The following is a 24214-nucleotide window of genomic DNA, read 5'->3' on the forward strand; positions in this document are numbered from 1 at the left end:
TCATAAGAGGTATATCGTGAGCATCTGGAAGCGTGAAATTACCCTTGAAGCTTTAAATAAAAGCCTGAAAGATACCCTGTGTGAACACTTGGGTATGGTCGTTATTGAAATTGGGGATGATTATGTGACTGGTACCATGCCAGTTGATTCCCGCACTGTTCAGCCTATGCGTCTGCTTCATGGGGGAGCCAGCGTAGCATTGGCGGAATCTCTAGGCAGTATGGCTGCCAACTTCGCTGCGGAACCTGGGTATTATTGTGTCGGTTTGGATATTAATGCCAACCATATTCGTTCTGCTCGCAGTGGCCTTGTGACCGGAACGGCTAAAGCTGTACACATCGGGCGCTCAACCCAAGTTTGGGAAATTATTATTAATGACGACAATGATAAGCTGGTATGTGTCTCTCGTTTGACCATGGCTGTCAAGAAAGCTTAATAACACGTTGCTTATCCAGGGAATTCAGCCAGGAAATAAGAAGAATATGGAATCAGGACAACCGTTGACAATTCAAACCCCGGATATGACTTTTTCCGCACTGGCTTGGGGGCAGGAAGACGCGCCGGTTGTTCTGGCTCTTCATGGCTGGCTGGATAATGCCGCATCTTTCACCCGGCTTGCGCCTTTGTTGAAAGGTGTACGGGTGATAGCAGTGGATTTGGCTGGGCATGGCCTGTCTGATCATCGTGGTGCCGGTGGTGATTATCCTCTGTGGTCTTATGTGGCTGATGTTATTACCATTGCCGATGCCCTTCAGCTTGAAAAACTTCATCTGCTGGGTCATTCCATGGGGGCGATTGTTTCGATGATGACAGCTGCAACCATGCCAGACCGGGTTGCGTCACTGACTTTGATTGATGGCCTCTGGCCCGGCAATACTGAAGCCAGAAAAACTGTAGATCAGCTTGGCAAGGCCATCGCCTGGCGTACAAGACTGTCACGCAGGCCAAGAAGTCGTTTTCCTTCCATTGAAATGGCAGTAAAAGCCCGGATGATGGCAGGCTTTGGGAAAATCACTGCTAAGGCAGCAGAAATCATTGTTCGCCGTGGTTTGAAAGAAGACAATGGCGACTGGATCTGGCGTTCTGACAGTCGCTTACTGGCACCGACAGCCATGCGTATGTCACTGGAACAATCTGGACTGCTTGTTTCCGCCGTTAAAGTACCTGCGATTCTAATTGCAGCCGAAAATGGCCTGGTTGATAGCGCTGCCAAGCAGTTTGCTGATACGCTGGAACACATTACGGTAAAACGGCTGGCTGGCGAGCATCACCTGCACCTTGAGGAGCAGGTTGATGATGTTGCCAGTGTGATACAGCCTCATCTCAGCGCTGCTGTATCGAATGCTGTAACAGAAGAAAGCTGATGACAATTCTCAGGGGGAAACTGTGGTTGGATTCTTAACCTGTTTAAAGGCTGTATTTCGAACCGGGTGTATAGCGGGAGTTTTTTCGCTCAGTCTATCTACTCCGCTTGTAGCTGAGGATAGTGATATTCCCCATCTTGAGCGTTATCCCAATGCCAGTCTTGAGCTGTCCGAATCGCGAGAGGCTCGTAATTATCCACTGTTATCCAGCCGAGTAAAAAAGATTCGCGGTGATATTCGGGCTGAGCAGGAAGAATGGAGGGATGGCCAGTTAGAACGCAGGATATACGAAATGCCCTCTGGTCATTCCAGTGATCGTGCTTTTAATTATTTCTCCAAAAAGATCAAAGCCCTGGGTGTTGATATTCAATATGTTTGTGAGGGGAGAGACTGTGGTCCCAGCAATCTTTGGGCAAATGACATCTTTGGTGTCGCCACCTTGTATGGTCATGACCGTGAACAACGTTACATGCTCGCCAGCCGCAAACTGGACGGGCAGAAAGAGTATTATGTTCTCTACACAGTAACCCGCGGTACCCGCAGGGTTTACGCCATGATTGACCAATTCTTTCCTGTAACGTCAACTCCGTAATTCTCTTCTCTTTTCAGCCGATAACTTCTGTCAGAAATGACAGGAGTTTCGGTTATGTCCAAAACAGTCTCCCTGGTTCTTGGCAGCGGTGGTGCCAGAGGTTACGCCCATATCGGCGTCATTGAGGAACTTCAGGCCCGTGGTTATGAAATTCATGCTGTGGCTGGCAGCTCCATGGGAGCATTGATTGGCGGGCTGTTTGCGGCCGGTGAGCTATCAAATTACAAAGGTTGGGTGAAAGAACTCAACTATCTGGATGTGATTCGCCTGCTTGATCTTTCTTTCAAACACCCTGGGGTTATTAAAGGTTCTCGGGTTTTTGATGTGATCAGTGAAATGATTGGTTCAACTCGCATCGAACAAATGCCCATACTGTTTACTGCTGTTGCTACCGATCTTCACGCCCGAAAAGAAATCTGGTTTCAGGATGGTGAGTTATTGCAAGCCATTCGCGCATCTATAGCCATTCCAACTTTGTTCACACCAGTGATGTATAACGGCCGTACACTGGTAGATGGCGGTGTATTGAATCCTCTGCCCATTGCGCCAACGGTGTCTGCCCATTCCGATATTATTGTTGCCGTGGATTTGAATGCTGATGTCGGGCCACTGGCCATGCAATGCGAAGCCCCCCCTCTCACTAAGCAGCAGAAAATATTAGACCGTTGGCTGAATAAACTGCGCTGGCGCTCCAAGAAATACTCGGAAGGTGGCGATCATGATGAAGATGTAGTGAAAAGTGGCATGCTGGATATGTTTAACCAATCTTTGGAAATTATGCAGGAGTCACTGGCTCGCTACAAAATGGCTGGCTATGCTCCAGACCTGCTGATTCCTGTATCCCGAAGCCAATGCCGCTTCTACGAATTCAACCGGGCAGATGAAATGATTCAATTAGGTCGTATAGTCACCGAAAAAGCACTGGATCGTTATGAGGCCGGCCTTGGATCAGGCTTCGAATACAGCTATGCCGGTAACTGCGAGCCACCGATTATTTTCCCGGGGCAGGGGATGACTGACCCAGAGTCATAAGATGTTGTTTGTTCGGGCAGTGTTTATCGTCCTGCTCTTTCTAAGTGCTGTGCTTCAGGCTGGTGAGTCGATCATCCGCATCGGTAAGATCAGCGATCCGCATACCCTTAATCCCTTCCAGATTTTGACGTCTGATAGCGCCGCTCTGGCAGAAAACCTTTTTGAAGGACTGATTGTTCCAACACCCGATGGTGATGTTGCACCTGGCCAGGCGGAGAGCTGGAAGTTTGAAAATGATGGTCATCGTATCGTATTTACTCTGCGCAAAGGATTGCGCTGGAGTAATGGTGATCCGTTAACCGCTCAGGATTTTGTCGCTGGTTTTCGTTATCAGGGTGATCCGAAAAATGGTTTTATGATGGCCATTCGCCTGACCATGCTAAGGCTGGTCAATATTGATAAGGTGATGGAAGGTCAGCTGGCACCTGAACATCTGGGTGTTTCAGCCCCTGATGATCGTACGCTGGTTGTTGAACTGAGTCAGCCTGTTGATCATGCCTTGTATCTTTTGACTAATCAGTATCCTTTGCACAAGCCAACCCTGAAACGTTATGGCGAACATTGGGCCAAAGTCGGACAAATGGTTGTTAATGGTGCTTACATGCCCAAGAGCTGGTTGCTGAATGAGAAGATTGAACTGATTCGGAATCCAAACTATTACGATGCCGACAAGGTGCGGATAGAAAGGGCGGAATTGTTTCCTTTCTCTGTAGACACCGAGTTAAAACAGTATGAGGCTGGCTTTCTGGATATGACCTACACGGTTTTACCGGGTCGCTATGAATGGTTGAAAAAGAAGTTTGGCTCGGAGTTGAAAATAAACCCATCTGCTGGAACCTACCTTTACACTTTCAATCTCGATAATCCCAGGTTTCAGAGCCCCTGTCTTCGTCGCGCTCTCGCCTATGCCATTGACCGGAAGATGATCACCGAAAAAATCACCGGTTATTCCATGGAGCATGCAATCAGCTTTGCCCCTGCAAAGACCCTTGGTAACAGCCTTCCTCAAGGTACCCCTCTTGCTGCTATGAGCCAGAAACGACGTGAAGCTGCAGCACGGCGTTTATATCGAGAAAGCGGCCATGGACCGGAAAACCCATTACAAGTCGAGATTCTCTACAACACTATGGACAGCCACAGGCTCATTGCTTTGGCAGTGGCTGATATGTGGAAACGTGTTTTAGGCGTGAAAGCCAGTCTCCGAAATGTGGAGTGGAACTCCCTTGAAGCGGTGGTGAAAGAAAGGAAATTTGATGTGGTCCGTACCGGCTGGATTATGGGGCACCCGAACGCCTGTTTTATGTACCAGATATTCCATAGCGATGCGCCATTGAATACGTCTCACTACAACAGCAGAGAGTTTGAGCAGGCTTTTCATCACGCCTGCTATGGTAATGATCCGGCTTTACGCAGCCAGAGCCTGACCCAGACGGAAGATATTCTGGATCAGGATATGCCAGCCATTCCCATTTACCACTATATCGGCGCAAGGTTGGTCAGGAAGCGGGTGCAGGGTTATCCGGCACCGGATCAATACCCTGTGTTCCGTATTCAGGATCTCTGGTTTGATCAGGAAAAGTAGACCTGTTGATTCTTTGCGTAGGTTAACGCGGTCTGCTCAGCAACACGTAAACAGCTCCGGTACCGCCATCCATCGGTAGGCAGGAAGCAAAGCCCAGTACACCGGGAATCTGCTTGAGCCAGGCATTGACATAACTTTTCATTGTTTCTTGTCGTCTCCATGATGAGTGGGATTTGCCATGCACCACCCGCACCGTGGTGTAATGGTTCTTGCGGCAGAAGCTGATAAAACGCTGTAGCATGTCCCGGCCATCGTCGAAGGTATAACCGTGGAGATCCAGATTGTACTGAACTTCCAGTTTTCCTAACCTCAGCTTGCCCAGCTTACTGTACTGCAAGCCCGGTTGGAGATGTTCGATATATTCTTCCGGAGCTATGGCTACCAGGTGGGTGTCAGATAATCCATCAGCCTCAATGGTATTTTCAATCGTGGCTTGCCTACGCCGCAGGCGCATGGTGAATTCCGGAACCTTGTTCTTGTGTGAAGCCTTGGTGTTGGCTTTATTGTGCTTCAGGGGGCGCACGCCAGCCATCTCCTTGGCCAGTAGTTCTTTATCTTCGTCGTCTACCATTGTCTGTGCACCATTTTCGGGGTGCTATCCCGAAGTCTTGAATTCAAAAAAACTATGTATCGCTTTTCAGAGGCTTCTGTCAAACCTCTTGGGTAGGGAGTTATCTCGATCATTGAAAATGATTTTGCACTTGCTGCTATGTATTTCTCTACAGGGATTGCTATTTATGAACAGATTTTTGGGAGGCAATGCATTATGAAACTTCTTGTGGATACACATACACACTCAGTGTCTAGCGGGCATGCACAGCACTGTTCTTGAACTGGCCCAGGCCAGTTCAGAAAAAGGACTGAAAATGTTTGCCCTGACGGATCATGGCCCAGAAATGCCCGGTGCTCCCCATCGCTGGCATTTTGCCAACAGTTATGTGATTCCACGATTTTTGCATGGTGTGGCTTTTCTCAGGGGAGTTGAAGCCAATATTTTGAATGATGATGGCGATATTGATTTGGAACCTATGATTTTGGATCGCCTGGACTGGGTAATTGGAAGTCTAGGTAATTGGAAGTTTGCATGAACCCGTTTTGCCACCCAAAACCTGGCAGGTTCATACTCGCCTGTTGGTTAACGCTATGAAGGAGAGGCCGAGACCCAGTCCCTGAATTTGAAGATCTGGATTAAATTGCAATATTGCTCCAGCAAGTGGAATGACATAGCCGCTACACTGTTGCCCTGATAGAATTTACCGCTTTTTAGGGCGAAGGATTGGCAATGTCCGGACATCTTCAAGATAACCTGACTGACACTGATGGCCTGCAGACCATTGGTGATTGGTTACGCTGGACTTACAGCCGCTTTAACGAACATGACCTGTTTTTTGGTCATGGCAGTGATAACAGCTGGGATGAAGCCTGTTACCTGATATTGCAGGCTTTGGAGTTACCCTGGGATTTTGACCAAAGCCTTTATGGTTGTCGGTTAACGGCTATCGAGTCTGCTCATTTGCAAAGCCTGGTTCGCCGCAGAATTGAAGATCGGGTGCCAACAGCTTATTTACTTAACAAAGCCTGGTTCTGCGAACTGCCGTTTTATGTTGATGAAAGAGTGTTGGTTCCCCGTTCTCCCATTGCAGAACTGATTCAGAATGGTTTCCAACCATGGATGGGTAATGTGCAGGTTGATCGAGTACTGGATCTCTGCACCGGTTCAGGCTGTATCGGTATTGGCTGTGCCCAAACCTATCCAGAAGCACAAGTTGACCTGCTGGATCTATCGCCTGATGCCTTAGAGGTGGCGCGTATCAATATTGATCGCTTTGAGCTCTGGGATCGTGTTCAGACTGTTGAATCGAACCTGTTTTCAGCATTGGAATCCGAAGAAGAAAAGCCTCAGTACCAGATTATTGTGACCAATCCTCCCTATGTTGATGCCGAGGACATGACTGATCTGCCCAACGAGTATCACCATGAGCCTGAGCTTGGCCTGGCTGCAGGTAATGATGGTCTTGATCTGGCTCGAACAATTCTTCGGGAAGCCCGCAACTACCTTACCGACGATGGTATTCTGGTAATGGAAGTGGGCAACAGCTGTTTTGCCCTGGATGAAGCCTTCCCCAATGTGCCATTTACCTGGCTTGAGTTTGAGCAAGGTGGCCATGGTGTATGTCTGCTGACTGCTGCAGAACTGGATCAATACCGGGAAAGCTTTGCCTGATCACACCTTTAGATGTAGCACTACGTATTGAGCAGGGTATAATCCTGCTCAATTCTGTACCTGAAGAACAATAACTGTCGGCGGAGCATTATGGCAGGCAATACAATTGGTAAGCTGTTCACTGTTACAAGCTTTGGTGAAAGCCATGGGCCTGCGCTTGGGTGCATTGTAGATGGCTGTCCTCCCGGGCTGGAACTGTCTGTTGAAGATTTGCAGAAAGATCTGGATCGTCGTAAGCCGGGAACATCGAAATTTACTACCCAGCGTCGTGAACCTGATGAAGTAAAGATTTTGTCTGGCATTTTTGAAGGCAAGACCACCGGTACTCCCATCGGGTTGCTGATCGAAAATACAGATCAACGCTCCCGGGATTACTCCAACATCAAGGATATCTATCGTCCTGCCCATGCAGATTACACCTATAACCATAAATATGGTTTTCGGGACTACCGGGGTGGTGGTCGCTCTTCCGCCCGTGAAACAGCTATGCGGGTGGCGGCTGGTGCCATCGCGAAAAAATATCTGGCTACTCTGGGTGTTGAGATTCGCGGCTACCTTGAGCAGATGGGTGATATTCGTGTGGAAACCTTTGATTGGAATGAAGTGGGTAATAATCCTTTTTTCTGCCCAGATGCTTCCAAGGTTCCAGAGATGGAAGAACTGATTACCGATCTCCGTAAAGCTGGCGATTCTGTGGGTGCTCGTATCACTGTGGAAGCAACCGGGGTGATGCCGGGGTTGGGTGAACCTGTTTTTGATCGTCTGGATGCTGACATTGCCCACTCTCTGATGAGTATTAATGCCGTCAAAGGCGTTGAAATCGGTGCCGGGTTTGATTCCGTAAGCCAGAAAGGTTCTGAACACCGAGATGAAATGGCCCCGGAAGGATTCCTGTCCAATAATGCTGGGGGTGTACTCGGTGGAATTTCCTCCGGTCAGACTATTCGCGCCAGTATTGCTCTGAAGCCAACCTCCAGCCTGACTATTCCCGGGCGCTCCATTGATGTGCATGGTAATGCAGCCGTGGTGATTACCAAAGGTCGGCATGACCCTTGTGTGGGCGTACGAGCAACGCCTATTGCTGAGGCGATGATGGCTATCACTCTGATGGATCATCTGTTGCGTCATCGGGGCCAGAATGCCGATGTTGAGTGCGCAACCCCTGTGATCCCCTCTCAGGCCTGAGCTTTTGTAGCAGGTTCAGAAGAAAGCCGAATTTTCCATTAGGAAGTTCGGCTTTTCTGTTCTTATTGTCAGTAAATCTCTCTTTTTGAAACTATCGTGCCGCGAAAAGTGCGGCAGGATCGCTCGATGCGGTCTATACATGCACCCTCGTACATATCACTTACTGATAAAAACATATTCGCGCAGGTAAAAATAACGACTGCGAGGGGAGACTTTATGGTTGTAAAGGTTGCCAGTAATTCCTTGAAGGGGCATTCGTCCAGTCAACTTCGTCTAGCACTGTTATCGCTGGCAACTACCGGGGTCTTCCTAGGTCAGTCTCCACAATCCCATTCTGCCGGCCTGTCATTAGTCGACTTTAACTCTGTGTCTGCATTTGGCTCTGCCGGTGCCGGGCGGGGTGTGAATACTGATGCTTCTGTGATGAGTACCAACCCTGCTGGTATGGCTTTTCTGGGCAGGCAGCAGTTAGTGGCTGGTGGTATGGGAATATTGGCTGGAGGTGATGTCAGAGGCACATATAACACTATGGTTCTGGATGATCCGAGGGGGCGAACCTATCACCCTGATACGGATATCCAGTATTACCAGACCTTTGGCAGCACGCAGAACTATAAAGATTGCACCGGTTTTGATGGTGATCCGTCTACCTGTTATGAGGTGAACGGTAAAGCTGATGATTTTCTGCTTCCTGAGTTTGTTCCATCCCTCTACTACGCACAGCCAGTAACAGATCAGCTATGGGTAGGTGTGGGGGTTTATGCCTCATTTGGTGGAGAAACGAAATACAAGATTGAATCACCTTTTCGGTATCAAGCTCTGAACAGCCAGACTCGGGTGGTCAACATCCAGCCAACAGTTTCCTGGAAATTTGATGACACCCTGGCTGTTGGAGCTGGGTTGATGATTTCGGCCGGCCAGCTGGAAATGGGCAGGATGCTTAACCCCTGGGCCGGAGCTGTCACCGACGCCAGTGCCATGATTGATGGCGAGGGTGTTGGGGTTGGTATGAATCTGGGTGTTATCTGGAAACCTCTTCCTCCCTTGAGTCTAGGGCTTGCTTACCGGTCGCCGGTAAAGATTAAGTTTGAGGGTGATCTGAGAGCTGCTGGCATTCCCGGTTTGGGAGTGGTGATGGGGCGTTATGCTGAGAGCACTTACGACCCCAACGACCCCACTACATACCCCGAACCAATCCTGGATGCACAGGCTTCAGCGCAATGGATTATTGCCAACCGTCCGGGAACAATGAAGGAAGATGCCAGGACAACCATCACGTTCCCAGAGGCTGTTGATCTCAGTCTTTCTTATGAGCTGGATACCCATTGGACTCTTCTTGCTAACGCAACCTGGACTCGATGGAGTCGAATGGAGCGGTTCAAGATAACAGCATCCGGTTCTCCGGCTGGGCAGAGAGCTTCAGACATCGTTTCGGTCAGCAATGGTGAGCCGGGAAGTAATGTTGTGGCCTGGGTACCTCAGGACTGGTCTGATGTTTGGTCTATGGCTCTGGGAGGGCAGTACCGTTACAACGACAAGCTCTTGCTCCGTGGTGGGTATGCCCTGGACAAATCACCCACATCGGATGCAACCCGCACCGCCCGTATCCCTGACAATGATCGCCAGTGGCTGACGGTGGGAGCTGCTTATCAATTTAACCGGCGCTATTCACTGGATGTTGCCTACGGCTATATGTGGATGAAGCCATTCACTGTCCATGATGCCAATCACAAAGTTGATGGCGGCCGTCAGGGAACCAACCCGGCAACTGCCAGTTTTGAAGACCCGGGTGCAGTCACCGCTAAATATCGCAATATGCATGCACATACTCTTGCCGCCCAACTAACTGTGAAGTTCTGAGAGAGTGGAAATATATGATGTTGAAACAGAGAATGCTTTCAGCTTTTTACGGCGCTCTGCTGACCGTTTCGGCAACCATGACCGTAGCCAATGATAACTGGAAACCTTACCCCAGTGATCTGTTCAAACCTGATCTGACCGGGGATAACCTTGCTAAAGAATGGCCAAATATCACCAGGGCAACCCGTGATGCTCTCCCGGAAGATCCTGCGCTTCAGGATGTGTGGCGTGTTCACTTTGAAGGAAACTTTGCTGAAGCCAAGGCCAAAGGGTTGGCCCTTGGAACGCCTCAAGGTAAATACGTGGCCTATCGTGCTCAGACAATCTACGCCATGTATATGACACCTAAGCCTTCTGCTGGTGAAGAAGAGAGTGCTGAACGGACGGTTCTGTTAAAAGAAGCAGCTGATGAGCTGAGAGCTTTGGTTGATGATATGGACAGCGGCAAGATTGAATCTTCACTGCAGATTCGTTTCTGGTTTGCTTATGCCATGGGTCGCTATGTTGAAATTATGAAGCCAACATGGGGCATACTCACTAAGAAGAGCAAGGTTAAGGAGATGCTCAAGTACGCCAGCGACATTCCTCCTGCATCGGATATTCCAGCTTTCCACGCCTTTAGAGGGGGTGTATATGCTGCAATCTATGATGATGGTTTCCTTGCCAGAACCACCTTCCGTGGTTACATCGAGGATTGTGAGGGAACAATTGTTGGTTACGAGGACGGCTCTTTAAAGCAGTTTAAATGTGCAGTTAAGGCCTTGGGTGCAACACCTTTCCCAGAGCTCTATAACAGCTATGCCAAAGCCCTGTTGCAGCTCGACAGCAAGAAGTATCAGGATGAGGCTGAAACCTATAAGCAATATGCGACTGGAGCCAGCACTCCTCCCGGAGTGGATAATATGATCTTCAGTGCTGAAGACGCCATGGCCCGTAATGCAGCAAAAAAGCAGTAAGGCAGAAGGTTGAAGAGTACCAGTCTTCAGGGGGCAGTACGCCAAAGAACCAGCCTGCTCCCTGAATGTGTTTTATGGGGCGATTTTCTGCGAGGCAACTTCATTTAACAGGGTCTTCACCGAGCGGAGTATTACTTGCTCCGCTTCTTTTCTTCCAGTCAAACCTGCACATTTCACAGTCTTATCCCAACTTTGACACTGCAGTAACCTGACAGCAAATACGACTATCTCTGTTTCTGACAGCTTATTTTTGTATGAAGGTAAAAGCTGGTGGGCGACCTGAGAGAGTTCGGGAAGAGTGGCATCAAAGGTTCTGTTTTCGTTGCAATAATCTTGCAGGTTTTGAACCTCGCCATGGGTCAGGCAGATCTTTGGGGTAAATAGCGCTAGAAGAACCGGGGTTTCAAGATTGCTGAGAACATGATGGCAGAGTAGGGGCAGGGATTTTTGAAAACGACTACGGCAACTATTATCAAAAGCCTTACCCAGCTCTGACAGTCCGATAGTCACGATTGCGCTATGGCAACCGCTGGCATTGTTGCGTGTGCTACCAATATGGACAGGCCGAAAATTGCATTCTTTCCAGAAACTGAGAAGCTCAGGCGTTGCTCCAAAACTACTGCCAAGAACATCAAAGCCCTGATCTGTCATAGCACTTTTCAGGTGATCCATCAGGTATCTGCCAAGTCCGTATCTCTGAACTGCAGGATGTACCGCAATCCGCATTACCCGGGCCATTTTCAAGGCAGGAGCCTCACAAAAACCACCGTGAGCCGCTAATGTCTGCGGCAACAAATGCCCTTGTGGACGCCTTTTCCCTGCCCATATCTGTGTGGCCAGTTCCTGGTTAAAACCACCCTCATGGCTGATCAGTGCTGTAGCAATAATATTGCCGCATGAAGAGAGAGTGGCAATGCTCAGGTCTTCACGGTCAAGCAGCTGAACCAGATCATCAGGGCGTGTCTGATAATGAGCATTTACCAGCAGGCCGAATAGTTCGCTGAGAGCCGGCTCATTATGGATAAGGTCTTTGCCTGCTTTCAGGGAAAACTGCGTATCTTTCAAAGGTGCTGCTGTAACAGAATTGTCAGATGCAGGCTCTGCATTGAGTAGCAAAACCTGTGCGACCAGATCTTCCACCGGATCATTGGCTGACCAGCGAATGGGTGTGTTCAGTTCGCAGCGCTGCCATTTGGGAGTGACTGTATCCAGTGTTTTACGAAAACGTATGGCAAAGCCTCTGCCCGTGCCTTCATAGCCATGAACTGTGCTGGCAAAAACGATACGGGAATATTTTCTCAGAAGTTTTTCCAGAAGAGGGGCTGGTATAGCTGCTGCTTCATCCACCATAACCATATTGGCGTCAGGTTGGGTACTCGCCAGTTCATCGGGAGCAATAAATTGCAGCTGGCTGTTACCTGAGGTAATGGTATTTTTATGAATATTTACGCCGTCGGGAAGGCATTCGGCTGAATGGAGAAATAGGGTGTCCGCTGTTTTTCGGGATGGCCCGGTAACCAGAATGCGAATGTCATGATCCTGCATCAGCTGGCTGGCGGCTATACCAAGTGCAGCTGATTTACCACGCCCTCTGTCAGCGGTAATAACAAGGGGGCGTCTCCGGTGACCGTTGAGCACCCGTTTTATTGCTGTAATGGCCTTCTGTTGATCAACAGTTGCAGCAGGTGGTGTGGGTTCTTCGTGCCCCAGTGGGAGCTCATTGCTCTCAAACTGAATAGTGCCGGGAATAAATGAATCTTTAGAAAGAATCGGTAAATGACTCTCTTTTAACAGGCGGGCGGTGCGTTTGTGGAAAGAGGAGTCGCCTTGCCACTCAAACGCTGGAGGCACCAGAAAAATAAGTAGGCCGCCACCGCTCAGGGCGCCAGTGACAATACCAAGAGCATTTGCAGAAATAGTCTGGGTTAAATCCAGAATCAGTCCATCAATAGATTGTCCGAGCAGCTTACTGGCTTTCTTCCAGGGTAACGTGTCTAACCTATTCCAGTTCTGGTCACTGAAAAAGAAAACGTCTTTTTTACAGATTTCCTGCAAGTTGGATATTTGTTCTGAAAGCCATGGCTTGTTACCTGAAAACACCACCGGCAGGCGGTGGTTATTCCGCTCTGCCATATCCAGTGCTTCAGCAAGAAAGAGGGCAAACTCGTTGAAATGATTATGGTTCATGCACGTTGATCTGTTCTGGGTGCTAGCAGTGTATCAGTTTCTCCAGAACGATGGTGTCAGCAAAACCAGAACAGTTATGATTTCAAGGCGACCCATCAGCATGCCAAAACTCAACACCCATTTGGCAGCATCGGGAAGATTGATAAAGTTACCCGCCGGTCCTATCAGCTCACCAAAGCCAGGGCCAACATTGCTGACTGCAGTAATGGAGCCGCTCATGCTGGTGATTATATCTAGCCCCATTGCAGAGAGTAGAATGGTCATGATTGCAATCAGCAAGGCGTAGAAAAAGCAGAAGGCCACCATGGAACGAAGAATATCGTTGGTGATTTCTACACCGTTATAACGATGAACCAGAAATGCTCTTGGATGGCTGACCTGTTTCAACTGCATGAGTAACAGCTTAAAGCCAATCTGAAAGCGGAAGATTTTAATACCTCCCGCTGTAGACCCGGAACAGCCACCCACAAACATCAGGAAGAAAAATACCGTGGTTGCTAATCCGCTCCAGGTACTGTAATCCGTCAGGGCGTAGCCCGTGGTGGTTACAACTGATGTTGTATTGAAGGCAACGAGAGTCAGGCTATAGAAAAAGTTCCAGTCTTTGGTCAGGGTTTGCCAGAGTGCCAGGGAAACCCACACAACAATCATAAAACCAAGAAATGCCTGAACCTGACTGTCCTTAAAGAGATCTTCTGAATAACCCTTGGTGCATTTCACAAACAATACAAATGGAAGGCTGCCCAGAAGCATAAATATGGTTCCATTCCAGTAAATCCATGAGTGAGTGAAGTGGCCCATAGAGGAATCAGATGTGGAATAACCGCCAGTGGATAGAGTGGTCATGGAATGGTTGATGGCTTCAAAAAGTGTCATTCCTCCCAGCTTATAGCCAATAGTGCACAGCGTGCTGAGGATGAGATAGGTGATCACAACTCGTTTGGCAATGGAGCCAGAACGAGGCATGCATTTGTCTGACCAGTCAGAGGATTCACTTTGGAATAGGCGCATACCACCGACTTTCAAAAACGGCAGAATGGCAACAGCCATCACAATAAAGCCAATTCCACCAAGCCATTGCAATAGTGAACGCCAGAGGAGCACGCCTTTATCAACCTGTTCCAATCCGGCCATAACCGTAGAGCCTGTTGTTGTAACTCCAGACATGGTTTCGAAAAAAGCGTCAGTGAAACTCATATCTTCAATCAATACAAACGGCAGGGCACCAAAAGCACTGAGTGTCACCCAGCTTAAATTGGTAAGGATGAAAATCTGACGAGGATCAAGGCGAAACTGTTCAGTGCGGGTTATCAAAACACACAGGCCACCGGCCAGGAATGTCCATATAGCCGACTCGAAAAAAGAGGCAGCATGAGGGCTGCCGATTGTGAGGTCGCAGAGTGCCGGAACGAGCATCAGCAGGCCAAAGACCATGGTGAAAAGGCTGATGACATACAGGACCGGTTTAAGATTCATTGTTGAATTACTGCTTCATAGACAAGACCGCGTAGTTTCATGCAGCTGAAGACTGGTGTAATTACGGGTTTGTACGTGGTTTTGGCTGTAACTGTTTTTCCAGCAAACCAATCAACGCCTGCCCGGCATTGGACAAAGTTCTGTCCCGGTGATGAACATAGCCCAGACTACGGGTTATGGACATATTTTGAGGCGTGATATCGATAACTTCCTCGGTCAGCATGGTGTGAGGCAAAACACTCCAGGCCAGCCCGATACTGACCATCATTTTGAGGGTTTCTAGATAGTTGGACTCCATAATAACATCGAGTTTCAGTCCACTCTGGGCAAAGTGCTTATGAACGATTGAACGGGTGAATGTGTTATTTCCGGGGAATACTGCTGGATGCTCGCTTATAGTCTTAAGGCTGGCATTATTGGACTGAGCAAGGGGGTGCGTTCCTGATACCATGAAAATCAGGCTGTCTTCCCATATTTCTCTGGTAATAAACCGGCTGCTCTTCTGCTCTGGTGCAATGGTGATAATTCCCAGCTCTATGTCACCCCTCTGCACTCCACCATAGGCCCATTCTGAATCCACAAATCGTATATCAAGGGAGACTTCCGGATAGAGCTGGTTGAACGTCTGCAGGATTGGAGGAAGCCGGTGAAGGCCAATATGGTGACTGGTGGCAATACTTAACCGACCACTGATTTTACCAGAAAGGTTGGATAGAGCCTGGCGTGTGTCTTCTATGTCGCGAAGAATATGGCGGGCGCGTGCGATTAACAGCTGGCCGGCCTCCGTTAACATCACGGATCGCCCAACCCTGTCAAACAGGCGAGTGTCCAGCTGGTTTTCGAGGGTCGCTATACGTTTACTGATTGCAGGTTGAGTCAGGTGTAATTGTTCACCGGCAAGAGAGAAGGAACCTGTTTGTGCAACGGCCAGAAAGGCGGTCAGATTTTGGCTATCCATCAGTTTTTGATTAGTGATTAACCCATTTTGTCTCGAACTTTATATCTATTCCAATTGGTTATCAAACAGATAAAAAATATAAATTTGTTTTATTTGTAAGGCTGGCATAGGATGCCAATACAAATAAAAATGATTGCCGTATTGCCGTTGAACCCGTCTATCTTGCGGGTTAGAGCAAAGCCTGAGGAGGAAGTTATGGCTGGAAAAACCCTCTATGACAAATTATGGGATGATCATCTGGTTATGGGCCGTGATGATGGTTCAGCTCTCCTTTATATTGATCGCCAGCTACTCCATGAAGTGACTTCTCCCCAGGCATTTGAAGGCCTGCGTATGGCTGGCCGTAAACCTTGGCGTTTAAGTGCCAACCTGGCGACTCCCGACCATAACGTACCCACAACTGTGAATGAACGGGAAGTCGGTATTGAGGGAATTGTTGACCCGATTTCCAAAATTCAGGTACAGACTCTGGATGATAACTGTAGTGAGTTCGGCATTGTTCAGTATGCCATGCAGGATATTCGTCAGGGTATTGTTCATGTTGTTGGCCCGGAGCAAGGCGCAACTTTGCCGGGTATGACTGTTGTCTGTGGTGACTCCCACACTGCCACCCACGGAGCCTTTGGTGCGTTGGCTCACGGTATTGGAACCTCTGAAGTTGAGCATGTTTTGGCTTCCCAGTGCCTGGTCGCTAAAAAGATGAAAAATATGCGGGTACGGGTTGATGGCGTGTTAGGCCATGGCGTAACCGCGAAAGATATTGTGCTTGCGGTAATCGGCAAGATTGGCACTGCTGGTGGTACCGGTTGCGCAATTGAGTTTGCTGGAACAGCTATCGAAGCTTTATCTATGGAAGGTCGTATGACCATCTGTAATATGGCCATTGAAGCAGGTGCCCGTGTTGGTTTGGTTGCTGTTGATAACACGACTATTGATTATGTGAAAGGCCGCCCTTTTGCGCCGGAAGGCGTGGAGTGGGAAGCGGCGGTTAATTACTGGCATACGCTGCATTCCGATGTCGATTCTGTCTTTGATTATGAAGTGATTCTTGATGGGGCTGATATTCAGCCACAGGTTACCTGGGGAACCTCTCCTGAAATGGTTGCTCCGGTAGGTGCCTCTGTTCCTGACCCAGAAGCCGAAGACGATGCTACCAAAGCTGATGGTATTCGTAGAGCCTTGCAGTATATGGGGTTGGAAGCTGGCCAACCGCTGACATCCATTAAGTTGGATCGGGTATTTATTGGCTCCTGCACCAACTCCCGCATTGAAGATCTACGTGCTGCCGCAGTAGTAGTGAAAGGTCGCAAGGTTGCTGAGTCTATTAAACAGGCGATGGTGGTTCCCGGTTCTGGCCTGGTTAAACAACAGGCGGAAGACGAAGGACTGGACAAGATTTTTGTTGAAGCTGGTTTGGAATGGCGTGAGCCAGGCTGCTCCATGTGTCTGGCAATGAATGCTGACAAACTGGGTGAAGGTGAGCACTGTGCATCGACCTCAAACAGGAACTTTGAAGGTCGTCAGGGCTTTGGTGGCCGTACCCATTTGGTCAGTCCGGCTATGGCCGCAGCGGCAGCGGTAACCGGGTACTTTATTGATGTTCGTGAATTGGTGAAGGAGGAGCAGGCATAATGAAAGCATTCACTGTTCATAAGGGGTTGGTTGCTCCCCTGGACCGGGCGAATATCGACACTGACATGATTATTCCCAAGCAATTTCTGAAATCCATCAAGCGCACAGGGTTTGGTAAAAACCTGTTTGATGAGCTGCGTTATCTGGATGTAGGGCAGGCTGATCAGGATTGCAGCGGTCGTCCGGTGAACCCTGATTTTATTCTGAATCAGCCTCGCTATAAGAATGTGTCAGTGTTGCTGGCACGTCAGAACTTTGGTTGTGGTTCCAGTCGTGAACATGCTCCCTGGGCGTTGGATGATTTTGGTTTTCGTTGTGTTATCGCTCCCAGTTTTGCTGATATTTTTTACAATAACTGCTTCAAAAATGGTCTGTTACCCATTGTTCTTTCAGACGAACATGTGGATGAACTGTTCCGCGAATGTGCGGAAGAGGGTTATAGCCTGACTATTGACCTTGAACGACAGGTTGTTGTGAGGCCTGATGGCGGCGAGCTGGCCTTTGAGGTTGACCCTTTCCGGAAAGAGTGTCTGCTCAATGGTTTGGATGAAATTGGCCTGACATTGAAAGAAGCTGATGCCATTCATGCCTTCGAAAAGAAACACGAACAAAAATTCCCGTGGTTGTTCCGGGAATTGGAAAATTAAGAATTAATGACAGGTCATTCAGGCGGGCAGGTGCCAACCAGTTCGCCTTCAGGAGTTGAACGAATGAAGAAAGTTCTTGTACTGCCCGGCGATGGAATTGGTCATGAAATTATGGCTGAAGCTGTTCGTGTACTTGATGCGGTGAAAGAAAAATTTGGTCTGGCGATTGAGACTGATAATGCGCTGGTGGGCGGATCTGCCATTGACGCCACCGGTGTTCCTCTGCCAGAGGAAACCTTGGCGAAGGCCAAAGAATCAGACGCACTGTTACTGGGTGCTGTGGGTGGCCCGAAGTGGGATGACCTGGATATGGCTGTTCGTCCTGAGAAGGGGCTGCTGGGGCTGCGCTCCAATCTTGAGCTGTTTGCCAACCTTCGCCCGGCTATTCTCTATCCGCAGTTGGCAGACGCCTCTTCACTGAAGCCTGAAATTGTCAGCGGACTGGATATTCTGATTGTTCGTGAACTGACCGGTGGAATCTATTTTGGTCAGCCCCGCGGTATCCGTACTTTAGAAAATGGTGAGCGCGAAGGTTTTAATACCTACGTTTACAGTGAGTCTGAAATTGAGCGTATTGGGCGTGTAGCTTTTGAGGCCGCGCAGAAGCGTGGTGGCAAGCTCTGTTCGGTTGATAAGCACAATGTACTGGAAGTGACCGTGCTGTGGCGGGAAATTATGGACAAGCTGGCTCCGGAATATCCCGATGTTGAGTTGTCTCATATGTACGTGGATAACGCCGCAATGCAATTGGTTCGTGCTCCCAAGCAGTTCGATGTGATGGTTACCGGCAATATGTTCGGAGATATTCTGTCTGATTGTGCCGCTATGCTTACGGGTTCTATCGGTATGCTGCCATCCGCTTCTCTGGATGCCAATAACAAGGGTATGTATGAGCCGGTTCATGGTTCTGCTCCTGATATTGCCGGGCAAGATTTGGCAAACCCTCTGGCCACAATCCTCTCTGTTGCGATGATGCTGCGTTACTCTCTGGGCGAAACAGAAGCTGCTGATGCAATTGAGCAGGCGGTAAGCAAGGTTCTGGATGCAGGTATCCGCACTGGTGATATCTGGTCTGAAGGTTGTGAAAAGGTTGGCACCCGCGGTATGGGTGACGCCGTTGTTAATATGTTAAATAGCTAACGCTAAGAGGTTTTGGCCGTGAAAAAGGTGGGTTTAATCGGCTGGCGTGGAATGGTGGGTTCCGTGCTCATGCAGCGTATGGCGGAAGAGGGCGATTTCGCCTATATCGAGCCGGTATTTTTTACCACGTCTCAGGCTGGTCAGCCTGGTCCTTCACACGTGGTTGGTGGGGCTGCTGTACCAGCATTGAAGAGTGCTTACGATATTAATGAACTCTCTGATATGGAGATTATTATTTCCTGTCAGGGGGGCGACTTTACCGGTGAAGTGTATCCAAAACTCCGGGAGTCTGGCTGGAATGGCTACTGGATTGATGCTGCTTCCAAACTGAGGATGGACGACAGTGCTGTAATTGTTCTTGATCCAGTGAATCGTTCGGTGGTTGATCAAGCTCTTGAGCAGGGTGTGAAAACCTATGTTGGCGGTAACTGCACCGTCAGCTTGATGCTGATGGGGCTGGGAGGCCTGTTCCGTGAAGGTTTGGTGGAATGGACCTCGGCCATGACTTATCAGGCTGCTAGTGGTGGCGGTGCCCGTCATATGCGTGAGCTGGTCAGCGGCATGGGCGTTATACGTGATGCCGTTGCTGATGAACTTGCGGACCCGGCTTCTGCCATTCTGGATATTGATCGCAAGGTTGCGGAAACTATTCGTTCTGGCCTCAATATCACAGAATTTGGAGCCCCTCTGGCCGGCAGTTTGATTCCTTATATCGACTCCCAGTTGGCCAATGGTCAGAGCAGGGAAGAGTGGAAAGGACAGGCAGAAACTAACAAAATTCTTGGTCGTGAAAGCAATCCCGTTCCTGTTGATGGTTTGTGTGTCAGGGTAGGGGCTATGCGTTGTCATTCTCAGGCGCTGACATTGAAGTTGACCCGTGATGTGCCTATGGCGGATGTGGAATCCATTCTGGGTGAGGCGAATGACTGGGTCCAGGTGATTGCTAACGATCGTGATGATTCTATGCAGAAGCTGAGTCCGGCAGTTGCGAGCGGTGGGCTGAATATTCCTGTTGGTCGCTTGCGGAAAATGAATATGGGGCCTGAGTATCTGTCTGCATTTACTGTAGGTGATCAGTTGCTATGGGGAGCTGCAGAGCCTTTACGCCGAATGTTAAATATTGTACTTGGTAAGCTTTAACCATTTCAATTCAAAAAAGTCCGGGTGGAATGCTCCACTCGGACTTTTTTATTGTTTTATCAATTTGGATTCCTTCTGGTTTGTAGCAAATAGATCAATTTTTCGTTGAGTGCAGAAATTAGCTGAATCTGTTTGAGCGCCTGTTGTTAATTTTGTTATCAATACGGGCATATTCAGAACCGGCGGCGAAACTTTCTTTCTAAAGGTTTTACAAAAAAATCAGGAGCAGAAGACAGACCCGGCGGGAGTATCTTTAGATGAGGTTTGGTTGGTATTTTACAATATTTATATTATACAATCATATCTGATGCTTTAATCAGCAACCCTGAAGATTTAGAGTTGCTCCAAGAAGTCAGAATAGGAATAATATGTATTATTGTGAGTGCTTTCGGGCGGCATGTAGAGTAGGCCCTATCAAGTTCTTTTCCCCATCAGTCTTATAGCCCATGGCTCCATTCCAGAGCTGGATAAGCATTTGCATGGACATAGCAAATGCTTGTGCGTTGAATTGCCTGTCTTCAGTAAAGCTGGGTTCACTGATAGTGTTTCGTCCTGTCATATCGGCTTCAGCCATTCTGCGACTGATTGATGCTACCCCTGCGCCAGTGCGATCCTTACCACTCTTACAGAAGCGTATAACAATGGGGTTCAAAACTCTTGGGGCTCTTGCGGCGTCATCTTCCGTCGGGGGATGTTCGCGCATGCAGGCAGCCACAGCTGCGTTATCTGTTCTTAAAAGGTTTAATATTTCATCGGGTGGATTGGTGCCTTTGAAGGTGTCGTTTTTTGCTTCATGGTGTTCATCAAGCAGTATAATGGTTCGCCATTCGTTCACCGCTCTGATAATTCTCTCTCTATTAGGGTGTTCACACCGATAAGTGCTTTCAAATTGATTCAGGCGCTCGCCAACCCAGCCTTCAATATCATCATCGGGAAACTCAGAGCCTGTCATCTCTAAAACAGCGTCTCTGTTATAGATGTCGGCAACATGCCAGGGGCGAGTCAGTTCTCCCCACTTCAATGCAATCCCATTACTGCCGCAGCACGTGACTGCCAGTTTGGGACGTACATAGATAGTTCGCATATTTCCGTGCTTGTCTTCGAATGTAATCTGGGTTGGATGGCCTCCATTGCTTGTGAGGGCTTGCAGTGCTTCGCATGTAGTTACATGCATTTTCAACTCATTATCATGAATGTGGAGGTATGAGCGTGCTTTATCTGTTGTCAGGTAACTGTTCAAGAGAACTTCAATGTTTGCTGCGTGGGCTTCAGTGCCACAGAATTTTTCCAAGGCTTCGGCATCTCCATCAAACTGATTCAAAAGGCCTGCTACTATTTCTTGCCGGGCTCTTTCTGTCGTTCCTTTAGTACGCTTATCCTCATTATCTTCCATGTAAGGGGTGAGAACGGCTGAACGTATGCAGTTATCAACAGGAGTGTTTGTTACGGTGGAGCGAACGGTATGAACGAGTGCATTGCAGGGTTTGTCGGTGACATGTTGGGCTGTCGAGGGAACTCCTCCTTGTCTGCCAAACATGCTTTCCACTGTACGGACATCAATAGTGTAAAGTGCAGTTTTCAAACCTTGCCTCACGGGGACAAGAAAGCTGGTTGGCTGCCAGCCATGCTCAGATCGCCATGCCTGAACATCGGCTTTGAGTATCGTTCGTAGTTTATTACTTTCTCCTTCGAGTTCTTTTTCTTCTTTGGAAGCCTGTGCTGCAGGTTTTTCTACAGGTTTCATTTTTATGTTTTTGGCAAGTTCATAGCACTCCTCCTGAAGTAGCCTAAGGTCTCTTATAATACTTGGTCTGATTTTATCTCTATCGAGTTTTGATAACTCTTCTCTTTTGGTTTTAACAAATGTCTTAAAGGCTTTAACGTCTTTTTTCGGTTTTGTTGGGAATCTTTCTGACTGAATCAAAGCCCACGCGGGGTCAAGTACACTCTTTGCTCCATGAATATAGTTGTCTTCTACCCTGTAATCCTGTGCCTGCAATGTGTTCAGAAGTTCCAACTCCTGATTGAGCTTTTTAACTATTAAGTCGAGATCTTTTTTTAACAGCTTTGTGAATTCACTGCTGTTCTCATCAAGGACTATTAGCTGGTTGCATCTGAGTATTTTTCCTTTTGCGGTCAGAAGGTTAACTTGCAACCTATCGTAAGCGGCTGACTGTTCTGTGGGTGAGCCACTGTGTAATGCTTCAAAGTACTGCGTGCGCAATGTTGACATAACCTCAGGAAATATGATCCTAAGTTTCTCCAGTATGGCTTTTGCCTGTGCCTGTATGGCTTTTGCCTGTATGTCCCCGTCTGAGTTTGCTCCCTGAGGATAGGTGAGTTTTGTTAGCACAATAGGGCATGGAGTGCTACTGCTGGATTGAGACTTTATCAACCCGTTAAGGTTTGGCAGTAGCTGTGTAGCAAGGCTTTCCTCCACAATAACTCTTTCAATGAGTTTCGAGGCCTCTGTTTCAGGCTCTCCCCTACCTATTAATGGTTCAATGTGCTCAAGCATGGTCTCCTGGAGGTACTTCCGCTCTACATCTGACAAGAACTGCGTTGTTGTACCTGTTATGTTCTTAAAGACTGTACTTCCCAGGCTCTTTGGGTCATCCAGATTGGTCCACTCAGAAAATTTTTCTCGATTGTTGCTGCGTAGTTTACTAATGGAGGCGATGCGTTTTTTTCTACTCTGGGTGGCTGGTGTGCTTGAGTGGCTTTCATCGCTGGAGCTACTTGCTATGGAAACCAGACGGGAGCGTGAAGCCACAAAGGCTGCTGCTCGGTCAACAAGTCGTTTACTGGTTTGTTTTGCGTGTTCCTGTTCCTCGGGAGGTGCGGCCTCAGGAAAGCTGCTCCGTGATGACGTTTCGGAAACTGTTGAACTGCCAAAGCTAGCGGTTCTCTGACTACTTATGGGTTCAGAGTCTGAGCTATCGTTGCTTGATGATTCCGATTGCCGTAGGTGAATTCGTGGGGAATCAGGGCCTCTGGTAGCCATGTTTGACCTTTTCTATGGGTGACTTAAAAAGGTCTATCGGCCGATAGTGGTGTGTCTTGCCTTTTTTGCAAAGCACTCTCTCTCGCTATACAGTGGCGCCAGTTTTTCTATTCGAATCAAATTGCTTATGTCTGATATACCTCTCGCCCTTGTCGGGGCGGATACTTTTGCTGGTGAATCGATCCTTTCCATGCTGGCGGAACTGGACTTGACTGCTGATAAAATCATCGCGATTGCTGGCGTGTCGGATGATGAGACTACAGTCAGTCTTGGCAGCCACAGCTTGCCTGTCCAGTCTCTGGCTAAGATGCAGTTTCAGTCTGGACAGATTGTTATTTGTGCTGGTGACGCTGAGCTTGCGGAAGAGGCTATTGGGCTGGCCGGAGCCGCTGGAGCGATGGTTCTTGATGCAACGCCGTTTAGTCGCAGCCAGAACTATGCCTCTCTGGTGCATCCAGATGTAAACCCGGAAGCGCTGATGACTCTGCAACAGAATGGTGTTGTGGCTGTACCTGGTGATGTTGCCATGACGGTCGCACCAGTACTTCGGGCATTACGGCAGTTGGGTGATATTGGTAGAGTTGATCTGTGTTGCTGTTTGTCTGTCAGCAGTGCAGGTAAGGTGGGTGTCAGTGAGCTGGCAGGGCAAACGAATCGCTTGCTGAATGGGTTGCCTGCCGAACATTCTGTATTCTCTGAACAGACTGCTTTCAATGTATTGCCTTCCTTTGTTGGAAATTGCGGTGATGCGGTAACAGCTGGCCGTGAATTGGTTACGTTATCTGGGCATGAAGGTATGCCAGTACATGTAAACAGTATGGTGGCTTCTGTGTTCTACGGACAGGTCATTCACCTTTCTGTGTCTCTGGATTGGGCTGTGGGTGTCAGTGAAGTGTGGGACGTTCTTGAGGGGATTCCGTCAGTAAAAATTGCAGCTGACCCTGAGGAGTCCTTTACACCAGTGTCTTTGGTGAGTGCCGATGAGGATCAACGTCGTCTGGTTCATATTTGTGGGCTCGGGTCATCAGAGGCCCAGGAAAATGTTCTGAATATGTGGATTGTGTCTGATAATTCCCGTTCTGGAAGTGCTTCAGGAGCCGTACAACTCTATCAGTGGTTGATTACAGAGTTTCTGCAATGATAACTTAACATGTAATTATAATTGGTGGGTGTTGTCCTAACATGACAGTACTCCTGTGTCCACAGTGTGACACTGAAGCAGTGTCCGGGTAGCT

General features: G+C 48.5%; 20 protein-coding genes. 15 read left to right on the forward strand and 5 right to left on the reverse strand.

The genetic code is table 11. The features are described from left to right. Positions 1-16: 16 nt before the first annotated feature. The 5 genes from QMA35_RS01790 to QMA35_RS01810 are packed head-to-tail and all read left to right on the forward strand — an operon-like array spanning position 17 to position 4570. The gene (locus QMA35_RS01790) at positions 17-436 is read left to right on the forward strand and encodes a hotdog fold thioesterase (protein WP_281645412.1); all 420 of its coding nucleotides are present in this window, start codon (positions 17-19) and stop codon (positions 434-436) included. 46 nt (positions 437-482) lie between these two features. After that, positions 483-1364 carry an alpha/beta hydrolase gene (locus QMA35_RS01795; protein ID WP_281645413.1) on the forward strand — a complete coding sequence of 294 codons (882 nt, stop codon included), beginning with the start codon at positions 483-485 and terminating at the stop codon, positions 1362-1364. Positions 1365-1386: 22 nt separating this feature from the next. Then, entirely contained in the window at positions 1387-1956 is a 570-nt protein-coding gene (locus QMA35_RS01800; RefSeq protein WP_281645414.1) for a DUF4892 domain-containing protein, read from the forward strand. 54 nt (positions 1957-2010) lie between these two features. Further along, the gene (locus QMA35_RS01805; protein WP_281645415.1) at positions 2011-2988 is read left to right on the forward strand and encodes a patatin-like phospholipase family protein; all 978 of its coding nucleotides are present in this window, start codon (positions 2011-2013) and stop codon (positions 2986-2988) included. Between the two features lies 1 nt (position 2989). Further along, a complete protein-coding gene (locus tag QMA35_RS01810; RefSeq protein WP_281645416.1) occupies positions 2990-4570 on the forward strand; it encodes a peptide ABC transporter substrate-binding protein in 1581 nt (526 codons plus the stop codon). A 22-nt stretch (positions 4571-4592) separates the two neighbouring features. On the opposite strand, the gene QMA35_RS01815 is transcribed toward QMA35_RS01810, so the two are convergent. Beyond that, complete coding sequence (locus QMA35_RS01815) at positions 4593-5141, reverse strand: Smr/MutS family protein (RefSeq protein WP_281645417.1); 549 nt, start codon at positions 5139-5141, stop codon at positions 4593-4595. Positions 5142-5436: 295 nt separating this feature from the next. Between QMA35_RS01815 and QMA35_RS01820 the strand changes: the two genes are divergently transcribed. From QMA35_RS01820 to QMA35_RS01840, 5 genes are all read left to right on the forward strand, one after another. Continuing rightward, positions 5437-5658: a hypothetical protein gene (locus tag QMA35_RS01820; protein WP_281645418.1), complete on the forward strand. Its 222-nt coding sequence runs from the start codon at positions 5437-5439 to the stop codon at positions 5656-5658. 194 nt (positions 5659-5852) lie between these two features. After that, the gene (prmB, locus tag QMA35_RS01825) at positions 5853-6794 is read left to right on the forward strand and encodes a 50S ribosomal protein L3 N(5)-glutamine methyltransferase (RefSeq protein ID WP_281645419.1); all 942 of its coding nucleotides are present in this window, start codon (positions 5853-5855) and stop codon (positions 6792-6794) included. A gap of 90 nt (positions 6795-6884) precedes the next feature. Next, complete coding sequence (gene aroC, locus QMA35_RS01830) at positions 6885-7979, forward strand: chorismate synthase (RefSeq protein WP_281645420.1); 1095 nt, start codon at positions 6885-6887, stop codon at positions 7977-7979. Positions 7980-8195: 216 nt separating this feature from the next. Then, on the forward strand, positions 8196-9839 hold the full coding sequence (locus tag QMA35_RS01835; protein WP_281645421.1) for an outer membrane protein transport protein: 1644 nt from the start codon (positions 8196-8198) through the stop codon (positions 9837-9839). 14 nt (positions 9840-9853) lie between these two features. Then, positions 9854-10795, forward strand: coding sequence for a hypothetical protein (locus tag QMA35_RS01840; protein ID WP_281645422.1), 942 nt, complete (start codon positions 9854-9856; stop codon positions 10793-10795). A gap of 72 nt (positions 10796-10867) precedes the next feature. Here the strand turns inward: QMA35_RS01840 and QMA35_RS01845 are convergent, their stop codons facing one another. From QMA35_RS01845 to QMA35_RS01855, 3 genes are all read right to left on the reverse strand, one after another. Further along, on the reverse strand, positions 10868-12982 hold the full coding sequence (locus QMA35_RS01845) for a GNAT family N-acetyltransferase (protein WP_281645423.1): 2115 nt from the start codon (positions 12980-12982) through the stop codon (positions 10868-10870). A gap of 33 nt (positions 12983-13015) precedes the next feature. Next, on the reverse strand, positions 13016-14458 hold the full coding sequence (locus QMA35_RS01850) for a TrkH family potassium uptake protein (protein ID WP_281645424.1): 1443 nt from the start codon (positions 14456-14458) through the stop codon (positions 13016-13018). Positions 14459-14519: 61 nt separating this feature from the next. After that, complete coding sequence (locus tag QMA35_RS01855; RefSeq protein ID WP_281645425.1) at positions 14520-15416, reverse strand: LysR family transcriptional regulator; 897 nt, start codon at positions 15414-15416, stop codon at positions 14520-14522. A 195-nt stretch (positions 15417-15611) separates the two neighbouring features. Here QMA35_RS01855 and leuC point away from each other — a divergent pair, with 195 nt between their 5' ends. The 4 genes from leuC (at position 15612) to asd (ending at position 19975) form a co-directional block, all read left to right on the forward strand. After that, positions 15612-17048: a 3-isopropylmalate dehydratase large subunit gene (leuC, locus tag QMA35_RS01860; protein WP_281645452.1), complete on the forward strand. Its 1437-nt coding sequence runs from the start codon at positions 15612-15614 to the stop codon at positions 17046-17048. Further along, a complete protein-coding gene (gene leuD, locus QMA35_RS01865) occupies positions 17048-17695 on the forward strand; it encodes a 3-isopropylmalate dehydratase small subunit (protein ID WP_281645426.1) in 648 nt (215 codons plus the stop codon). Before leuC ends, leuD begins: the two co-directional genes overlap by 1 nt. A gap of 63 nt (positions 17696-17758) precedes the next feature. Then, a complete protein-coding gene (gene leuB, locus QMA35_RS01870) occupies positions 17759-18835 on the forward strand; it encodes a 3-isopropylmalate dehydrogenase (protein WP_281645427.1) in 1077 nt (358 codons plus the stop codon). An 18-nt stretch (positions 18836-18853) separates the two neighbouring features. After that, on the forward strand, positions 18854-19975 hold the full coding sequence (gene asd, locus QMA35_RS01875; RefSeq protein WP_281645428.1) for an aspartate-semialdehyde dehydrogenase: 1122 nt from the start codon (positions 18854-18856) through the stop codon (positions 19973-19975). A gap of 373 nt (positions 19976-20348) precedes the next feature. On the opposite strand, the gene QMA35_RS01880 is transcribed toward asd, so the two are convergent. Continuing rightward, positions 20349-22979, reverse strand: a complete 2631-nt coding sequence (locus QMA35_RS01880; protein WP_281645429.1) for an inositol phosphate phosphatase SopB — start codon at positions 22977-22979, stop codon at positions 20349-20351. 127 nt (positions 22980-23106) lie between these two features. Between QMA35_RS01880 and QMA35_RS01885 the strand changes: the two genes are divergently transcribed. Then, positions 23107-24120, forward strand: coding sequence for an Asd/ArgC dimerization domain-containing protein (locus QMA35_RS01885; protein WP_281645430.1), 1014 nt, complete (start codon positions 23107-23109; stop codon positions 24118-24120). Positions 24121-24214: the final 94 nt, after the last annotated feature.

Source organism: Parendozoicomonas sp. Alg238-R29, assembly GCF_947331445.1.
Taxonomy (GTDB): Bacteria; Pseudomonadota; Gammaproteobacteria; order Pseudomonadales; family Endozoicomonadaceae; genus Sansalvadorimonas.

What these genes read in the sequence shown, in the direction of transcription:
- QMA35_RS01795 (WP_281645413.1), top strand. Translation starts at nt 483, where the DNA reads ATGGAATCAGGACAACCGTTGACAATTCAAACCCCGGATATGACTTTT.
- QMA35_RS01805 (WP_281645415.1), top strand. Translation starts at nt 2,011, where the DNA reads ATGTCCAAAACAGTCTCCCTGGTTCTTGGCAGCGGTGGTGCCAGAGGT.
- QMA35_RS01810 (WP_281645416.1), top strand. Translation starts at nt 2,990, where the DNA reads ATGTTGTTTGTTCGGGCAGTGTTTATCGTCCTGCTCTTTCTAAGTGCT.
- QMA35_RS01815 (WP_281645417.1), bottom strand. Translation starts at nt 5,141, where the DNA reads ATGGTAGACGACGAAGATAAAGAACTACTGGCCAAGGAGATGGCTGGC.
- QMA35_RS01820 (WP_281645418.1), top strand. Translation starts at nt 5,437, where the DNA reads ATGTTTGCCCTGACGGATCATGGCCCAGAAATGCCCGGTGCTCCCCAT.
- prmB (WP_281645419.1), top strand. Translation starts at nt 5,853, where the DNA reads ATGTCCGGACATCTTCAAGATAACCTGACTGACACTGATGGCCTGCAG.
- aroC (WP_281645420.1), top strand. Translation starts at nt 6,885, where the DNA reads ATGGCAGGCAATACAATTGGTAAGCTGTTCACTGTTACAAGCTTTGGT.
- QMA35_RS01835 (WP_281645421.1), top strand. Translation starts at nt 8,196, where the DNA reads ATGGTTGTAAAGGTTGCCAGTAATTCCTTGAAGGGGCATTCGTCCAGT.
- QMA35_RS01840 (WP_281645422.1), top strand. Translation starts at nt 9,854, where the DNA reads ATGATGTTGAAACAGAGAATGCTTTCAGCTTTTTACGGCGCTCTGCTG.
- QMA35_RS01845 (WP_281645423.1), bottom strand. Translation starts at nt 12,982, where the DNA reads ATGAACCATAATCATTTCAACGAGTTTGCCCTCTTTCTTGCTGAAGCA.
- QMA35_RS01850 (WP_281645424.1), bottom strand. Translation starts at nt 14,458, where the DNA reads ATGAATCTTAAACCGGTCCTGTATGTCATCAGCCTTTTCACCATGGTC.
- QMA35_RS01855 (WP_281645425.1), bottom strand. Translation starts at nt 15,416, where the DNA reads ATGGATAGCCAAAATCTGACCGCCTTTCTGGCCGTTGCACAAACAGGT.
- leuC (WP_281645452.1), top strand. Translation starts at nt 15,612, where the DNA reads ATGGCTGGAAAAACCCTCTATGACAAATTATGGGATGATCATCTGGTT.
- leuD (WP_281645426.1), top strand. Translation starts at nt 17,048, where the DNA reads ATGAAAGCATTCACTGTTCATAAGGGGTTGGTTGCTCCCCTGGACCGG.
- leuB (WP_281645427.1), top strand. Translation starts at nt 17,759, where the DNA reads ATGAAGAAAGTTCTTGTACTGCCCGGCGATGGAATTGGTCATGAAATT.
- QMA35_RS01880 (WP_281645429.1), bottom strand. Translation starts at nt 22,979, where the DNA reads ATGGCTACCAGAGGCCCTGATTCCCCACGAATTCACCTACGGCAATCG.
- QMA35_RS01885 (WP_281645430.1), top strand. Translation starts at nt 23,107, where the DNA reads ATGTCTGATATACCTCTCGCCCTTGTCGGGGCGGATACTTTTGCTGGT.